The 15,009-nt window shown below is 70.4% G+C and carries 16 protein-coding genes; 7 read left to right on the top strand and 9 right to left on the bottom strand.

The window, feature by feature from the left end:
* Positions 1-12: 12 nt before the first annotated feature.
* Positions 13-465, bottom strand: coding sequence for a hypothetical protein (locus tag BJY14_RS45475; RefSeq protein WP_246396047.1), 453 nt, complete (start codon positions 463-465; stop codon positions 13-15).
* On the opposite strand from BJY14_RS45475, the gene BJY14_RS22710 reads away from it, so the two are divergent.
* The 3 genes from BJY14_RS22710 to BJY14_RS22700 all read left to right on the top strand — a co-directional run bounded on the left by BJY14_RS22710 (position 404) and on the right by BJY14_RS22700 (position 3,373).
* Positions 404-1,549 (top strand): glutamate-cysteine ligase family protein, encoded by a 1,146-nt coding sequence (locus tag BJY14_RS22710; RefSeq protein WP_512771181.1) that lies wholly within the window; start codon positions 404-406, stop codon positions 1,547-1,549. The two genes, BJY14_RS45475 and BJY14_RS22710, sit on opposite strands and share 62 nt — an antisense overlap.
* Before the next feature lie 70 nt (positions 1,550-1,619).
* Positions 1,620-2,306 (top strand): response regulator transcription factor, encoded by a 687-nt coding sequence (locus tag BJY14_RS22705; protein WP_179845474.1) that lies wholly within the window; start codon positions 1,620-1,622, stop codon positions 2,304-2,306.
* Positions 2,303-3,373 carry a HAMP domain-containing sensor histidine kinase gene (locus tag BJY14_RS22700; protein ID WP_312879356.1) on the top strand — a complete coding sequence of 357 codons (1,071 nt, stop codon included), beginning with the start codon at positions 2,303-2,305 and terminating at the stop codon, positions 3,371-3,373. The genes BJY14_RS22705 and BJY14_RS22700 overlap by 4 nt, the downstream gene beginning before the upstream one ends.
* Here BJY14_RS22700 and BJY14_RS22695 read toward each other — a convergent pair.
* Together BJY14_RS22695 and BJY14_RS22690 are read right to left on the bottom strand one after the other, a co-directional pair.
* Positions 3,351-3,905 (bottom strand): NUDIX domain-containing protein, encoded by a 555-nt coding sequence (locus BJY14_RS22695; protein WP_179845473.1) that lies wholly within the window; start codon positions 3,903-3,905, stop codon positions 3,351-3,353. The genes BJY14_RS22700 and BJY14_RS22695 overlap by 23 nt on opposite strands.
* Positions 3,902-4,651 carry a GntR family transcriptional regulator gene (locus BJY14_RS22690; RefSeq protein WP_179845472.1) on the bottom strand — a complete coding sequence of 250 codons (750 nt, stop codon included), beginning with the start codon at positions 4,649-4,651 and terminating at the stop codon, positions 3,902-3,904. Before BJY14_RS22690 ends, BJY14_RS22695 begins: the two co-directional genes overlap by 4 nt.
* Positions 4,652-4,777: 126 nt before the next feature.
* On the opposite strand from BJY14_RS22690, the gene BJY14_RS22685 reads away from it, so the two are divergent.
* Positions 4,778-5,029 carry a hypothetical protein gene (locus BJY14_RS22685; protein ID WP_179845471.1) on the top strand — a complete coding sequence of 84 codons (252 nt, stop codon included), beginning with the start codon at positions 4,778-4,780 and terminating at the stop codon, positions 5,027-5,029.
* Here the strand turns inward: BJY14_RS22685 and BJY14_RS22680 are convergent, their stop codons facing one another.
* On the bottom strand, positions 5,030-6,307 hold the full coding sequence (locus BJY14_RS22680; RefSeq protein WP_179845470.1) for a PucR family transcriptional regulator: 1,278 nt from the start codon (positions 6,305-6,307) through the stop codon (positions 5,030-5,032).
* Between the two features lie 282 nt (positions 6,308-6,589).
* Between BJY14_RS22680 and BJY14_RS22675 the strand changes: the two genes are divergently transcribed.
* Positions 6,590-7,603: an ABC transporter permease gene (locus tag BJY14_RS22675; protein ID WP_179845469.1), complete on the top strand. Its 1,014-nt coding sequence runs from the start codon at positions 6,590-6,592 to the stop codon at positions 7,601-7,603.
* A gap of 466 nt (positions 7,604-8,069) precedes the next feature.
* A complete protein-coding gene (locus BJY14_RS22670; RefSeq protein WP_179845468.1) occupies positions 8,070-10,097 on the top strand; it encodes a glycoside hydrolase family 15 protein in 2,028 nt (675 codons plus the stop codon).
* Positions 10,098-10,281: 184 nt separating this feature from the next.
* On the opposite strand, the gene BJY14_RS22665 is transcribed toward BJY14_RS22670, so the two are convergent.
* The 3 genes from BJY14_RS22665 to BJY14_RS22655 all read right to left on the bottom strand — a co-directional run bounded on the left by BJY14_RS22665 (position 10,282) and on the right by BJY14_RS22655 (position 12,051).
* On the bottom strand, positions 10,282-10,500 hold the full coding sequence (locus tag BJY14_RS22665) for a hypothetical protein (protein ID WP_179845467.1): 219 nt from the start codon (positions 10,498-10,500) through the stop codon (positions 10,282-10,284).
* A 91-nt stretch (positions 10,501-10,591) separates the two neighbouring features.
* On the bottom strand, positions 10,592-11,305 hold the full coding sequence (locus BJY14_RS22660) for an RpnC/YadD family protein (protein WP_179845466.1): 714 nt from the start codon (positions 11,303-11,305) through the stop codon (positions 10,592-10,594).
* 134 nt (positions 11,306-11,439) lie between these two features.
* Complete coding sequence (locus BJY14_RS22655; RefSeq protein ID WP_179845465.1) at positions 11,440-12,051, bottom strand: LysE family translocator; 612 nt, start codon at positions 12,049-12,051, stop codon at positions 11,440-11,442.
* 105 nt (positions 12,052-12,156) lie between these two features.
* On the opposite strand from BJY14_RS22655, the gene BJY14_RS47305 reads away from it, so the two are divergent.
* Entirely contained in the window at positions 12,157-12,609 is a 453-nt protein-coding gene (locus BJY14_RS47305; RefSeq protein WP_179845464.1) for an Lrp/AsnC family transcriptional regulator, read from the top strand.
* A gap of 1 nt (position 12,610) precedes the next feature.
* Here the strand turns inward: BJY14_RS47305 and BJY14_RS22645 are convergent, their stop codons facing one another.
* Both BJY14_RS22645 and ccrA read right to left on the bottom strand, forming a co-directional pair.
* Positions 12,611-13,498 carry a carbohydrate-binding protein gene (locus tag BJY14_RS22645; protein ID WP_179845463.1) on the bottom strand — a complete coding sequence of 296 codons (888 nt, stop codon included), beginning with the start codon at positions 13,496-13,498 and terminating at the stop codon, positions 12,611-12,613.
* Positions 13,499-13,666: 168 nt separating this feature from the next.
* Positions 13,667-15,001, bottom strand: coding sequence for a crotonyl-CoA carboxylase/reductase (ccrA, locus tag BJY14_RS22640; protein WP_179845462.1), 1,335 nt, complete (start codon positions 14,999-15,001; stop codon positions 13,667-13,669).
* Between the last annotated feature and the right edge of the window lie 8 nt (positions 15,002-15,009).

Below are 15,009 nucleotides of genomic sequence, written 5' to 3'. Positions count from 1 at the left end.
CACGCAGTGTTTTCACCTTCGCCTCCTGGGACATCCCGTTTTATGACGATTCCCTCCGGAGTACAGGGACGGACACACATGGGCAGGGACGTGGCTTCGGTCGCCATCAGCGGCGAGGACCGGCGGCGGTATCGCGACAAGGTGCGCAGGTGCCTCGACGTACTGGCCCGGATGCTGGGCGAATCCCAGTTCGACTTCGAGCGCCCCCACATAGGCCTGGAGATCGAGCTCAACCTGATCGACTCGCTCGGCGACCCGCTGATGCGCAACGCGGACGTGCTCAAGGCGATCGCGGACCCGGCGTGGGCGACCGAGCTGGGCCAGTTCAACCTGGAGATCAACATCCCGCCCCGCGAACTCGGCGGCGAGGGCACCGGAGCCCTGGAGACGGAGGTCCGCGACCATCTCGCGCACGCCGACGACCGGGGCCCGCGAGGTCGGCGGCCGGCTCGTGATGATCGGCATCCTGCCGACCCTGCGGCGGACCGACATCGGCGAGGAGACCCTGTCCTCCAACGCCCGCTACAAGATGCTGAACGACCAGATCTTCGCCGCGCGGGGGGAGGAGATGCGCATCGCCATCGACGGTCCCGAGCCGCTGCGCATGCACACCGACACGATCATCCCCGAGGCGGCCTGCACCAGCGTCCAGTTCCACCTGCAGGTGAGCCCGGACGAGTTCGGCGCGTACTGGAACGCGGCCCAGGCCATCGCGGGCGCGCAGGTGGCGATGGGCGCAAACTCACCGTTCCTGTTCGGGCACCGGCTCTGGCACGAGACCCGCATCACCCTGTTCGAGCAGGCCACCGACACCCGCCCGGACGAGCTGAAGACGCAGGGCGTCCGGCCCCGGGTGTGGTTCGGCGAACGCTGGATCACCTCCGTCTTCGACCTCTTCGAGGAGAACGCCCGGTACTTCCCGGCGCTGCTGCCGCTGTGCGACGACGAGGACCCCCGCGAGGTGCTCGACCAGGGCGGCATCCCCGAGCTCGGCGAGCTTTCCCTCCACAACGGAACGATCTACCGCTGGAACCGTCCGATCTACGCCGTCGTGAAGGGCCGCCCCCACCTGCGCGTGGAGAACCGCGTCCTGCCGGCCGGGCCGTCCGTCGCCGACGTCGTCGCCAACGGCGCCTTCTACTACGGCGTCGTCCGGATGCTGGCCGAGGAGGACCGCCCCGTCTGGTCCCGCATGTCCTTCGCCACCGCCGAGGAGAACCTGCACCGCGCCGCCCGCGACGGCCTCGAATCGACCCTCTACTGGCCCGGCATGGGCGAGGTGCCCGCCGCCGAGCTCATCCTGCGCAAGCTGCTGCCCCTCGCCCACGAGGGCCTCGACCGCTGGGGCGTCGACCCCGCCCGCCGCGACCGCCTCCTCGGCATCATCGAGCGCCGCTGCGTCACCGGCCAGACCGGGGCCGCCTGGCAGATCGACACCGTCCGGGCCCTGGAGGAGGAGCACGGCGTCGGCCGCCACGACGCCCTGCGCATGATGACCCGCGCCTACGTCGAGCACATGCGCGACAACGAGCCCGTCCACACCTGGTGACACGAAGATCTTCACAGCTCCCGCACACATCACACGACAACCTCACGAACCGGCCTTCTAGAGTCGGGGCGTGAGCGGACACGAGACGCGCGTCCTGATCGTGGAGGACGAGCCGACGATCGCGCGGGCCGTGGCCGACCGGCTCGCGGCCGAGGGGTTCGGCGTCGAGACGGCCGGGGACGGGCCCTGCGCGGTCGAACGCGCCCGCGCGTACGAGCCCCACCTCATCGTGCTGGACGTGATGCTGCCCGGGTTCGACGGCCTCGAGGTCTGCCGCCGCGTCCAGGCGGAACGCCCCGTCCCCGTGCTGATGCTGACGGCGCGCGACGACGAGACCGACCTGCTCGTCGGCCTCGGCGTCGGCGCCGACGACTACGTGACCAAGCCGTTCAGCATGCGCGAGCTGGTGGCGCGCATCCGCGCCGTGCTGCGCCGCGTCGAACGGCCCGCGATGGACACCGGCGACGGGGCGGTGCGCGTCGGGGATCTGGAGGTCGACCGGCGGGCCCGCCGGGTCCGCCGCGACGGCCGCGAGGTGCACCTCACGCCGACCGAGTTCGACCTGCTGGCGTGCCTGCTGCGCAACCGGGGCACGGTGCTCACCCGCGCCGTCCTGCTGGAGCAGGTGTGGGACTGGGCGGACGCCTCCGGGACGCGGGTCGTCGACAGCCACGTCAAGGCGCTGCGCCGCAAGCTCGGCCAGGAGCTGATCCGCACCGTGCACGGCGTCGGCTACAGCCTGGAGGCCGCGCCGTGACCGCCGAGGGCGCCCGGTTCGCCCGCAGGCTGTGGGCGCGGCTGCCCCGCCCGCTGGACCCGCTCCGCTCGATCAAGGTGAAGTTCGGCGTCGTGGTCGTCGTGACCGCGTGCGTCGCCGTCCTGATCGTGCTGTGGGGGTACCCGTTCGGATTCCGCGCCCGGCAGACGATGCCGGTCGGCGTGCTCATCTCGCTGGTCGTCACCCAGCTGCTCGCCCACGGCATGACCGCGCCGCTGCGCGAGATGACCGCGGCGGCGCGGGCGATGGCCCGCGGCGACTACAGCCGCCGCGTGCGCGCCACCTCGCGCGACGAGGTCGGGGAACTGGCGCAGGCGTTCAACCGGATGGCCGCCGACCTCGCCGAGGTCGACCGGCAGCGCCGCGAGTTCGTCGCGAACGTCTCGCACGAGCTGCGCACCCCGATCAGCGCGCTGCACGCCGTGCTGGAGAACGTCGCGGACGGCGTCACGCCCGCGACGCCGGACGTCCTGGAGACGGCCCTCGACCAGACCGAGCGGCTCGGACGCCTCGTCACCCAGCTCCTGGACCTGTCTCGGGTCGAGGCCGGCGCGGCGGCGCTCGACGTGGCCGACATCGACATCGCCGCGTTCGTCGCCGACGTCGTCGCGGAGGCGCGGGCGGGACGCCCGGAGGCGGTGTTCGAACCGGACGTCACGCCCGGCCTGCGCGCCGCCGCCGACCGCGACCGCCTCCACCAGGTCGTCGCGAACCTGCTCGACAACGCCGCCCGGCACGGCCCGGACGGCCGCCCCGTCACGGTCACGGCCCGTCCCGCGGGCCCGCCCGGCGGGCTGGTCATCGAGGTGGCCGACGAGGGCCCCGGCATCCCGCCCGAGGAGCGCGCCCGCGTGTTCGAGCGCTTCTCCCGCGGGTCCGCGCCCGGCTCCGGCACGCCCGGCGGCGGCACCGGGCTGGGGCTGGCCATCGCGAACTGGGCCACCGAGCTGCACGGCGGCGACATCACCGTCATGGACACCCCCACCGGCTGCCGCATCCGCGTCGTGATCCCCGCGGCCCCCGCTACCCGTCCGGCTCCATGGTGAGCAGGGCGTACGCGGCGAGGGTCGAGTCGTCGGTGATGCGCCCGTCCCGGACGAGCGCCCTGAACTCCTCCCGCGACACCCACTTCTGCCGCATGTCCTGCTCCTCGGGCTCCCGGTCGGCCTCCCCGGCCTCCAGGTCGGACGCGACGAAGACGGTGAAGCCCTGACCGCTCGTCCCGTGCGAGCAGTTCAGGTACCCGATGCGCCGCAGCGTCCCGGCCCGCAGCCCGGTCTCCTCGGCGAGCTCCCGCCGGGCCAGCTCCTCCGGGTCGACCTCGCGCCGGCCCGGGGCCGAGCCCTGCGGGAAGTTCCACGTGCGCCTGCCGATCGGGTACCGGTACTCCTCGACGAGGTGGAACCCGTCCCCCTCCACCGGGATGACCAGCACGAAGTCGGGCTTGTCGACCACCCCGTAGATGCCGCGCGAGCCGTCCAGCCGCTCGACCTCGTCCTCCCGGACGACCATCCACGCGTTCTCGTAGACGACGCGCGACGCCACCTGGCGGACCGCGGGCCGCTCCTCGCCGCTCATACGCCCGCCCCGTAGCGGTAGACGAGTTCGTGCCGGTCGCCGACCACCACCCGGTGGGTGGCCTCGACGACCCGGTCGCGCTGGTCGTGGGCGCGGCGCCACAGCGTCAGGACGGGCTGGTCGGGCTTGATCAACAGGGCCTCCTGCTCGTCCGGGCCGGGCAGGCGGCACGTCACCGACTCCTCGAACGTGATCTGGTAGCCCGCCTCCTCCAGCCGGGAGTAGATGCCGCCCGGGCCCGTGTCGATCTCGCGCAGCACCGGGATCCGCTCCACGACCTCAAGGATCACCCAGGTCGTCGCGGTCTGGACGGGCGGCTCGCCCTCGACGCCCTGGAGGCGCGCCCGCTCCAGCACCCGCGTCCCGGCCGGGACGTCCAGGTGGAACGCGAGCCGGTCGTCGGCCTCCACCTCGGCGACGGTCGTGCGGGTGAAAGGGGTGTGCCCGTCCCGCCGCGCCGACACGTGGAACCCGCGCCAGTCACCGACCTGCCGCGTGATGTCGGACGCCGCGCGCCGCACCCTCGGGGCCGCCCGCACCTGCGCGCCCGCGCCGTGCCGCAGCTGGACGAGGCCCTGCTCCGCCAGCAGCCGCAGCGCCCGCCGGACGGTGGAGCGGTCGGCCTCGTACACCCGCGCCAGCTCCCGCTCGGACGGCAGCCAGGCGGCCGGGTCCAGCTCGCCCTCGACGATACGAGCGGCGAGCGCGTTGCTGATCGCCTGTGCCTTCGCGGGGGGTCGCGGCATACCAGATCCTGCTCCTGGTCGGTGCATTGACCTCATACCGTACAGATCCCACTTGCTCCCGCACCCTCTTGGGGTTGCGGCGAACGCATTGTGGTCAGTGTTTGGTGGTTCTATGGTAGACCTACCATGAACCGACCGAGGGAGCCCCGCTTCATGTCGGCGACCATGTGCATGCCCGGCTGGCACAGCGAACGCTCCGGCACCGGCCTGCGCGCGACCCGCCTCACCCCCCTGTCGGACTACCAGCTCCTCAACGGCTGCCTCGAGGAGATCGTCGCCGCCGACGAGGGCGAGCTGTGGCTGCTGTGCGACGCGCAGACCCGGCTGGCCGAGCGCGTCGCCACCGCCGAGCGGCTGCGGGCCTCCCACCACGCCTGATCAGCCCCGCCGCAGGCTGACGACCTCCCCGGACTCGCCGACCGCCGCGCGGGCCGGCGGCATGATCCGCTCCCCCGCGTTGTCGGCCAGCAGCGCCCGGGCGCGCAGCACGATCTCCAGGTCGAAGCGCAGGTCCGGGTCCAGGAGCTGGTCGCCGAACAGCTCCTCCAGCTGCCGCAGCCGGTACCGGACGGTCTGCGGGTGGACGTGCAGCCGCATCGCGACCTCGTTGGCGTTGCGCCCCGACTGCAACCACGCCAGCAGGGTCTCGGCGAGCCGGTCCTGCTGGCTGGCCCGCAGGTGCGCCAGCGGCGCGAGCCGCAGGTCGGCCAGCGAGGTGATGAGCCCCTCGTCCTGGAACAGGATCAGCGTGGACATGTGCTCCACGCTGCGGATCACGCCGCTGTCGGCCTCGATCACCCCGCGCTGGACCAGGCAGAGCGTCTTGCGCGCCCACTGGATCGAGCGCGCCGCCTCCATCAGCGGGACCGTCGGGCCGACGACGGCGAGCGTGCCGGACAGGGCGCGGTCCACGAGCTTGGCGCGGCCGGGGCCGTCCGGGTCGGGGATGATCAGGCTGGGGGTGCGGCGGGTGAGGTCGGCCAGCACGTCCGGCGGGAACGCGGGCTGGCGGGTGTCGGCGTGGTGCCGGCCGAGCGCGACCGCCGCGACCGTCCGCGGGACGGGCCAGTGCGCGGCGGCGGCCAGGTCGGCGATCGCCTCCTGCGCGGCCGGCGGATCGGCGAACAGCAGGTCGAGCAGGCGCTTGCGGCGGCGCTGCATCTCGCCCGCGACGGCCGCCTTGGCCTGCGAGAACCCCTCGGCGGCCGCGTGCGCCAGCTCGTCCTGGAACTGCATCAGGACCTCGCCGACGGCGCCGAGCGTGCGGGGCGGCACCTGCAGGGCCTCGGCGCCCTCGGTCATCCGGCGCCACGCCACCATGCCGCCGACCCGCATCGCCGTCTGCATCGCGTCGAGGCTGCGTCCCTCGCCCGCCTCGCCGCGGCCGATGGCCCGGAAGAAGTCGGTCACCGGAGCGGGATCATGGCCGGGATCGGCCACCCGCTCGACGAAGAAGTGGAGCACGCGCTCGACGGCGAGGCGGAGGGTCCCCGAGTAGGAGCCGTCCCCGGGCCGGTCGTACTCCCTGACGCGCGTCTGAATCTCCTGGATCATGTCGTCCGCCACCTCGTCGAGGTGGGGTCGCATGTGATCCGCCAGTTCCCTCGGCAGATCCGCCCACGGGCGCCCGCTGGTGGTCGAACCGTCGTTCGCCACAGAACCTCCCAGCTCCGTCCCCCTGCGTTGCGCGCCGTACACACGGGGTAATTACTTACTTATGGGACCTGTGTGGGGCAAATCATGACCCGCGACGTGCCCGAGGCGCAAAGTCTAGGTCGGCGAACGACCAGGTTCGGCCGGTGACATGAGAAAAATTCACACTCTTCGCCACCGGGGGAAGCGGTTCCGTGACTTCACCGAGACCGGCCTGATCACCAGGGCGCGCACGCTGGGATCAGGCCCGGCGCGAGCGCACCGGGCCGGACGGGACCGAGACACGTGTTGGCCTACTTCGTCCGGCGCCTCATCGGCGCCGTCCTCATGCTCCTGCTGATCACCCTGGTGACCTTCGGCATCTTCTTCTGGTTACCGAAGCTGGCCGGGCAGAGCACCGACCAGATCGCCGCCGCCTACGTCGGCCGGGCGTCCACCCCCGAGGCGATCGAGGCGACCAAGGAGAGGCTCGGCCTCGACGAGCCGGTCGTGGTGCAGTACGGCGAGTACCTGAAGTCGATCGTCGCGGGCGCCGACTACGACGCCGGCCCCGTCACCGACCACTGCCCGGTGCCGTGCCTCGGCTACTCGTTCCGCAGCAGCCAGCCGGTCCTCGGAACGCTGCTGGACCGGGCCCCGGCGACCCTCTCGCTGGCCTCCGGCGCGGCGATCATCTGGCTGGCCGCCGGCATCGCCACCGGGGTGCTCTCGGCACTGCGCACGGGCTCGGTCTGGGACCGCACCGCCATGATCATCGCGCTGGGCGGCGTCTCCCTGCCGATCTACTTCACCGGCCTGGTCTCCCTCGCGCTGTTCTCCTACACCCTGAAGATCTTCCCGGGCGGCGGCAGCTACCGTCCCCTCACCGACGCTCCCCTGACCTGGTTCCAGGCGCTCGTGCTGCCCTGGGTGACGCTCGCGTTCCTCTACGCCGCGATGTACGCGCGCCTCACCCGGGCCGGCATGCTGGAGACGCTGGACGAGGACTACATCCGCACCGCCCGCGCCAAGGGGGTCCCGGAGAGACTCGTCGTGACCAGGCACGCGCTGCGTTCGTGCCTCACCCCGATCGTCACGGTCTTCGGCCTCGACCTCGGGCTCCTCATCGGCGGCGCGGTGCTGACCGAGAACACCTTCAGCATCCCCGGCCTGGGACAACTCGCCCTCACGTCGGTCCAGAGCGGCGACCTCCCCATGGTCCTGGGCGTCACCCTGCTCACGTCCGCCTCGATCGTCCTGCTCAACCTGCTCGTCGACCTGCTCTACGCAGTGATCGACCCCCGCGTCAGACTCGGCTGACCGCCCGCGCCGGAGGCTCGCGCGCGTCGCGCGCGCCCGTACCGCCCCCGGCAGAGGCCTCGAGCCCGAATCCTTCGGGTTGGCCGGATGCGGCCAACTGACGTCCTCACACCCGCGACGCCGGTACACGACGCGATCCGCGCCACTCCGGACAGTGACCGCGCATCCCCACATGATCGGCGCCGCGGGCCTCGTTCTTCCTGGCGGCTCCCCGTGCCGCGGCCGTCCACCCGACGCGCGACAGTCCCGGGCCCGGGCCCTCCACCGCGCCGAAAAGCAGGGAAACCTACCAGCCCCCACCCCTCCCAACAATGACCGAGTCGGCGTGAAAGACAAGACGGTGACGCCCGCGAGTCCTGCGTGTGTCCGGTGTGTTGCCTCCGTCTGACATCCACGGACGGTCACGAATGTGTGCCACCTCACGTGGCGCGCGCAACACACCCAACAACCCAGAGAGGAGAGCGCTATGCGTAGCGCGCTCACCATCAAGGAACTGCGGAAGCGGTGGCGGGTCTCCGATGACGCCGCCCTCGCCGCAGCCGCCCTCGGTGCCAACGGCATCGTCGGCCCGAAGTACACCTCTCCCGACATCGGCGCCACCGCCGTCCTCGGGAACGCCCACGGCCGCATCGCGGTCGTGCGAACCGACCGGACGGAACGCTACGGGGACATCGTCTCGTGGAACGTTCCCTTCGGCCACGGCGTGCCGGTCTGCAACGGCCTGTACGACGGGCCCGAGGACACCACGTTCTGGCTCGGTCTGGACGGCGTGAGCCGCCCGGGCGAGCCCGTCTTCAAGCCCAACTCGAACACCCTGGTGTCGAGGTGGAGGAGTCGCACGGGGCGGGCCGAGGAGAGGACCGTCATGGTCGGGTCCCCGACGGGATCCGACGGCAACCAGCTGCTCCGCCAGCTCACCTGCAAGGGTGGACGTGTCACCGCCGCGTTCCGCATCCGCCTCCGCTACGGCCACATGGGCGAGAAGTCCGTCGTGTGGACCCTCAACCGGCACGGTGGCGGCTACTGGGAGTACACGGCGATGGCGGGGAACACGAAGCTGTTTCTCACCACCAACGTCGAACCCAGCCTGAGCGAAGGCGGAGGGGTCCTCACGGGCACCATGGCCCTGAAGACCGGGGAGAGCGCATTCGTCTCGGTCGGCGGGCACGACTGCCTGTCGCCGCGGAACGTCGAGGAGGCCAACCGCCTCTTCGACGAGACCGAGGACGGCTGGCACAAGTGGGTCCAGACCCTGCGGTTCCGATCCGGCAAGTACGCCGAGGTCGGGGTCCGCGCCGCGATCAACCTGCGGATCCTGGGCTACGGAGACGGTGGGTCGTTCTACGCGGCTGCCACCCGGAGCCTGCCGGAGGACGACCCGCGCCACGGCCTGGCCGTGCGGTGCTGGGACTACCTGAAGGACTGGGAGCGTGACGCCGTCCTGACGATTCTCAGCCTGACCGACGCGGGGGACCAGAAGGTCCTCCGGGCGCGGTACCAGTGGTACAAGAAGCTGCACGACATCCGCCACCGGTTGTCGATCATGCACGAGGTCGACGGCGGCAACGTCGCCAGCCTCGGCGAGGTCGTCATCCCCGGGGTCGGTTACCGCGGCTCCATCTACCGCGTCGGCAACGGCGCGGGCGACCAGGAGCAGCACGACTGGACCTCGTACGCGGCGGAGGTGCACTACCTCATGGCGCTCCAGGGCGAGATCGACCTGGAGCGCACGGCGGCCCTGGCCGAGCAGACCATGGCGGCCCTGTTCAAGCCGTGCTCCGGCGTCTGGGAGATCCGCCCCGCGGAGAACCAGGAGAACCAGGAGAACGGCGCGAAGCTGCGGATCTACGCCTCGGTGCAGATCCTGGCCGGCCAGGCCCTGATCCGTTTCGCCGAGATCTTCGAGATCGCGGGGATGATGGACAGGGCCCGGGAGTGCAGGGCCCGGGCCGCGGAGGTCATGCCCTGGGTGCGGAAGAACTGCGTGAAGCACGGCGTCATCGTGGCCGCACCGGACATGCCCGTTCTGGACTCGTCGATCCTCCTCGCCTTCATGCAGGCGCCGGACATGTTCGAGTCCACCGACGAGAAGCTGGTGCGCGCCACGGCGCTCGCCATCGACACGCCCCACACCGCCCGGCGTCCCATCAAGGGTCTCCGGGTCGGCAAGGGGCACCGCCGGTACAACGCTGACCAGTTCAGCGACGGCATCTCCACGGAGGAGGAGGGGAACTTCACCAACATCACCGGATGGCTGGCGATCGTTTTCCTCCAGCTCGGCATGATCCGTCGTGCCGAGTCCCGCATGGGCGAGCTCCTCGCGAGCTTCAACCGCGTGGAGCAGTCCTCGGAGGAGCAGTGGCCCGACGGGCTGGCCCTGGGCAACCTCAACCAGGCCTATGTCTACCAGGCCGTCATCTGGTTCGTCCTCCTCTACCAGGCCATCATGGCCGACCAGGAGGAGGCGCGGACCGCCGAGGCGGTTCTCGTCTAGGCCGCACACCGGCCGCACCGTGCAGTTCGCGGAGCGGCGAAAGCTGATCGTGTCGGTCCGCGCCTTCGGGCGCGGACCGGCACGACCGGCACAGCACCACGGGCCGGCTCGTACCCTTCGGGGCACGAGCCGGTTCTTCTGTGTGCACCGAGGCGCATCGTCCACCGCGCTGCTGGTCAGGGCGTCAGGTAAAGATGTCCTCCACCGAGTCGGCGGTGACGGCACGCCGTATCCAGCGCTCGAGCTGCTCGGAGTCGGTACACCCCTCCACTCGACCCCGCACATCCGCGGGAACATCAAGCTCGCGGGCCTTAAGCAAGAGCAGGAGTCCGTTGACCAACCCCTCGGCGCGGTGGGTGAGGGCGAACTCTGACTGCCACTCGTAGTTGTCGAGCTTCACCATGTCCTCCATAAGACCGCACGCAGCAGCAGAGGCGGGGCACCCAAAGGTGATCGCAGGATGCCCACACGAGACCTATCTGCGGGCCGAGACTTCAGGTGAAGAGATCCTCAGCCGAATCGGCGCTGATGGCGCGCTGGATCCAGCGCTCGATCTGCTCGAGATCAGTACACCCCTGAACCCGAGCCCGGACATCCGCGGGAACGTCGAGACCGCGCGCCTCAAGCATCAGCAGGAGGGCCCTGACCTCCCCCTTGGCCTTCCCCTTGGCCTCCCCCCTCGCTTCTCCCTCGGCAAGGCCCTCGGCGCGGCCTTCGGCGCGGTGGGTTATGGCGAACTCTGACTGCCACTCGTAGTTGTCGAGCTTCACCGTTTCCTCCATGAGTTTGCGGGCGGCGTCAGAGAACCGCGACAGTACGTAGTCATAGTAGAGCTTCCCTGTGTCACCGCTGAGTGAGCCGATGGCGGCGGACAGGCCTTGGAGGACGGCTTCCGACTGCGGGCCGTCCGCGTGGGCGGGGGCACGTAATGACGCCAGGTAGGCGGGCCAGCTGTAGGACTTCTGCTTGAGGACCCTCAGCTGGGATTCCACCACGATGCCCATGACGGGAGACTTCGGGTCGCCGAGCAGGACGGTGGCGTCGCAGCGCAGTTCGGCCGGATTCGTGTCGGCGTAGGACTCCGACGCCAGCGTGGCGCGGGCTTGGCCGGACACGTCGAGTCCGAAGACGGTCCGCAACATCTCGGGGACGAGCTGCGGCCTGTTGCGGACCATCTCCAGCGGCAGCTCGTGATTGTTGGTGGGCATGCATGCAAGCTAAGAGTAATCGTTCGGCAACATAGAGCTAACGGAGCGATTCCCTCCCTACGGGCCATGGCTGGCGGATCTCGGTAGCCCGATCGCGTCACCGGCCTGGTCGCCGGAGACGGTTGCGGCGCTGGTCAGGGTAGGAGGTGGTCCAGGAGGAGCCAGGCGCCTATGGCGGTCATCGCGGCTCCGGAGAGACGGGTGACCGTGCGGGCGGCCGCGGGGCGGGGGTCCAGGACGGTGCGGGTCAGGGTGCCGAGGCAGAGGTAGAACGCGGCGCAGGTGGTCATGAAGGTCAGTCCCAGGACGGCGAGTTGCACGGGGACGGGCCAGGCGTAGCGGGGATCGGTGAACTGGGGCAGGAGGGCCAGGAAGATCAGCAGGCCCTTGGGGTTGAGGCCGCTCACGCCGACGCCGCGCAGGAAGGTGCCCCAGCCGGTGCCGGCCCCGGCCCGGACGTCGAGGGCGGCGGGGCGGGCGAAGGTCGTCGCGCCGTGCCAGATGAGGTAGAGGCCGCCGACGGTGGTGAGGCCTGTCAGGACGGACGGGGAGCCCGCGACCAGTGCGCCGACGCCTGCGGCGACGATCGCGGTCACCGCGGCGTAGCCGGTGACCAGACCGCCCACGGCGGGTACGACGGAACCGCCGCGCAGTCCGGCGCCGATGGTGAAGGCCCAGTCCGCGCCCGGGACGACGATGAGCAGCAGCGCCACCGCCCAGAACGCGAGCACCGATCCCGTTGCCATCGCATTCCTCCCCGGTCGGCCATTACGGGAAGAATACGATTGAAACGAGAGGAAATGGTTTTAACTTTTGGCCCACTCTAGCCCTTTTGTGGAAGAATCTGCTCCGTGGACGCCATCGATCGGCAGATCCTTGCCGTGCTCCAGGAGGACGGGCGGTTGACGGTCACCGAACTCGCGGCGCGGGTCGGGTTGAGCGTCTCGCCGTGCCACCGGCGGCTGCGGGAGCTGGAGCGCGGCGGCACGATCCGCGGATACCGCGCGATCGTGGACGCCGCCGCGCTCGGCCTGACCTTCCAGGCGCTGGTCTTCGTCACCATGCGGCAGGAGGACCGCGACACGCTGCTCGGCTTCGAGGCCGCCGTCGCGCAGGTGCCCGCGGTGGTGCAGGCCCAGCGCCTGTTCGGCGACCCCGACTACCTGCTGCGCATCGTCACCGCGGACCTGAAGGCCTACCAGGAGCTGGAGGACGACGTCCTCGCGGCGTTGCCGGGGGTGCAGCGGCTGAACTCCACGCTCGTGATGAAACACGTCGTGAACGATCGGCCGCTGCCCACCTGAGCTACTGCTCGACGATCCAGTGGTCGTTCGCGCCGGCGCGGACGAATCGCAGCGACGGGCACAGATAGTCGCCGGGGTTCGGGGTGGCGGTCGGCTGCCAGGGCGAGTCCGACGGGGTCGCCGGGCTCCAGGCGCCGTTCCGGCGAAGCTGGATGGAACTGCTCTCGAAGACGACGTTCTTCGCGTCCGCGCAGTAGTAGGCGTTGCCGGTGCTCGGGTTGCGGGTCGCGTAGATCTCGAAGATGTCCCAGCCGTAGGCGAGCGAGCTCGTGTCCCGGCCCGACTTGCTGTAGAAGAGGCTCCAGGAATTCGTCGTGTAGTTGTAGAGGTAGGCCGACCATGCGTTGGTGGAGGCGTTCGTCTTGACGAGCTGGACGCTGTAGGCGGGGTGCCCGTTCACGCTCTTGGTGTAGGTCTGGAGGAAGTTCGCGTCCATCTTCACCTCCTTGGCGGGGCCGTTGCCGCCGCACCAGTCCCAGGCCCAGATCTCGTTCCCGACGGCCTGCGAGTAGACGGTCGTGATCTCCATGCAGGACCCGGCGGCCTTGATGGTGGGCGTGTAGGTGAAGTCGGCGCTGTTGGACACCCGGTAGCTCGTGTCGACGCTGTGGGTGGCCGTCATTCCGTCGTGGGAACCCGCGGCGGGCTCGACGCCCCAGAAGTGGTGGATCTGCTCGCGGTTCAGGCGGGAGCGGTGCAGGTCGCGAAACCTCTGCACGGCCTGGGCGTTGCGGGCGTCGGGAACGAATGTGCGGGCGCCCTCGACGTTTCCGATTCGAGGGGCGGACGGGTCGGGAGCGGAGGGAGCCGACGCCGCGGAAACGCTCGCGGCGGGAATGGCGGTAAAGGCGGCGAGAACGGCGCAGGCGAGCAGGGTTCGACGCTGCATCACGCGACTCCTTTGAGCGGGGGGCGGTCTGCTAGCGCGCGCTGATACCGTCCAAAAGAATCGCCATCCACGTCTCGTACTGTCAACGAAACGTTTTTCAACCCGCCTTCAGAAGCCGTAGAAGAAAGGGACGGGCCCCGCGCTCCGGGCCCGTCCCGCAGGCACGCCTCAGCGGCGGTAGAGGTTGAGCTTCTCCTCGCCGATGCGCTCCCGCAGCGCCGGGTCGTCGACGCCCTGGCCCTCGCCGGTGGCGCCGCACAGGACCGCGACCTTGCCGATGTGCTGGTTCGTCTGGACGGCGCGGGTCGCGTCCCCGGCCTCGTCCAGCGGGAAGACCGTCGACAGCGTCGGGTGGATCATGCCGAGCCCGATCAGCCGGTTGATCTCGACGGCCTCGTGGTAGTTGAAGCCGTGCGAGCCGATGATGCTCTTCAGCCGCATCCACAGGAACCGGTTGTCGTACTCGTGCCGGTACCCGGTGGAGGAACCGCACGTGACGATCTTGCCGCCGCGCTTGGCGACGTAGACGGACGCCCCGAACGTCTCGCGGCCGAGGTACTCGAACACGATGCCGGGGTCCTCGCCGACGAGCCGGCGGATCGCCTCGCCCAGCATCCTGCCCGCCTTCGGGTGCCGCAGGCCCTGCTCGCCGAGTTCCAGGTCGTTGCGGTTGATGATGTGCTCGCAGCCCTGCGACCGGACGATCTCCGCCTTCTCCTCGGAGGAGACCACGGCGACCGGGATGCCACCTCCGTTCTTGACGAGCTGCGTGGCGAACGAGCCGAGCCCGCCGGTCGCGCCCCAGATCAGCACCACGTCGCCCTGCTTCATGCGGGCGCCGTGGGACCCGACGAGCATCCGGTAGGCGGTCGCGGCGCAGAGCGTGTTCGACCCGGCCTCCTCCCAGGTCAGGTGGGCGGGCTTGCGGATCAGCTGGTTGGCCTTGACGATGCAGTACTCGCCGAGCGACCCGAAGTTCGTCTCGAATCCCCACGCGAGCTGGCTCTCCGACATCATGCCGTCGTCGTAGGAGCCGTGGTCCTCCTCGTCCACGTAGGACGGGGACAGCACGACCTTGTCGCCGACCTTCCAGCTCTTCACGCCGCTGCCGGTGCGCACGACGACGCCCGAGCCGTCCGAGCCGAGGATGTGGTACGGCAGGTCGTGCCGGGCGCCGTACCAGCCCTGCCGGCCGAACTTCTCCAGGAACGCGAACGTCGGGACCGGCTCGAAGATCGCCGACCAGACGGTGTTGAAGTTGATCGCGGCGGACATCACCGCGACGACGCACTCGTCGGGCGCGAGCTCGGGCATCTCGACCTCGCCGACGTGCAGGGAGCGGCGCACGTCCTTGTCGGTCTGGCCCTCGAAGATCCCGACCTCGTCCTTGCGGGTGAACGCCGCGCGGAAGCGGGTCGGCAGGTCGATCTCCTGCAGCTCGGGACCGCTCGCGCCGGACCGGACGGCGTCGAGCAGGGCGTGGGACGGGCCGGACTGGGCCATGGGGGTGT

The sequence above is a fragment of the Actinomadura luteofluorescens genome, assembly GCF_013409365.1.
In the GTDB taxonomy this organism is placed as follows: Bacteria; Actinomycetota; Actinomycetes; order Streptosporangiales; family Streptosporangiaceae; genus Spirillospora; species Spirillospora luteofluorescens.
Note: the sequence above shows the minus strand (reverse complement) of the source record. Positions and strands in the feature narration are given on the sequence as shown.

Excerpts from the sequence above, each read along its gene's own strand:
- BJY14_RS22685 (WP_179845471.1), top strand. The coding sequence starts at position 4,778 with ATGAACCGACCGAGGGAGCCCCGCTTCATGTCGGCGACCATGTGCATG.
- BJY14_RS22695 (WP_179845473.1), bottom strand. The coding sequence starts at position 3,905 with ATGAGCGGCGAGGAGCGGCCCGCGGTCCGCCAGGTGGCGTCGCGCGTC.
- ccrA (WP_179845462.1), bottom strand. The coding sequence starts at position 15,001 with ATGGCCCAGTCCGGCCCGTCCCACGCCCTGCTCGACGCCGTCCGGTCC.
- BJY14_RS22660 (WP_179845466.1), bottom strand. The coding sequence starts at position 11,305 with ATGCCCACCAACAATCACGAGCTGCCGCTGGAGATGGTCCGCAACAGG.
- BJY14_RS22670 (WP_179845468.1), top strand. The coding sequence starts at position 8,070 with ATGCGTAGCGCGCTCACCATCAAGGAACTGCGGAAGCGGTGGCGGGTC.
- BJY14_RS22690 (WP_179845472.1), bottom strand. The coding sequence starts at position 4,651 with ATGCCGCGACCCCCCGCGAAGGCACAGGCGATCAGCAACGCGCTCGCC.
- BJY14_RS22645 (WP_179845463.1), bottom strand. The coding sequence starts at position 13,498 with ATGCAGCGTCGAACCCTGCTCGCCTGCGCCGTTCTCGCCGCCTTTACC.
- BJY14_RS45475 (WP_246396047.1), bottom strand. The coding sequence starts at position 465 with ATGCCGATCATCACGAGCCGGCCGCCGACCTCGCGGGCCCCGGTCGTC.
- BJY14_RS22655 (WP_179845465.1), bottom strand. The coding sequence starts at position 12,051 with ATGGCAACGGGATCGGTGCTCGCGTTCTGGGCGGTGGCGCTGCTGCTC.
- BJY14_RS22665 (WP_179845467.1), bottom strand. The coding sequence starts at position 10,500 with ATGGTGAAGCTCGACAACTACGAGTGGCAGTCAGAGTTCGCCCTCACC.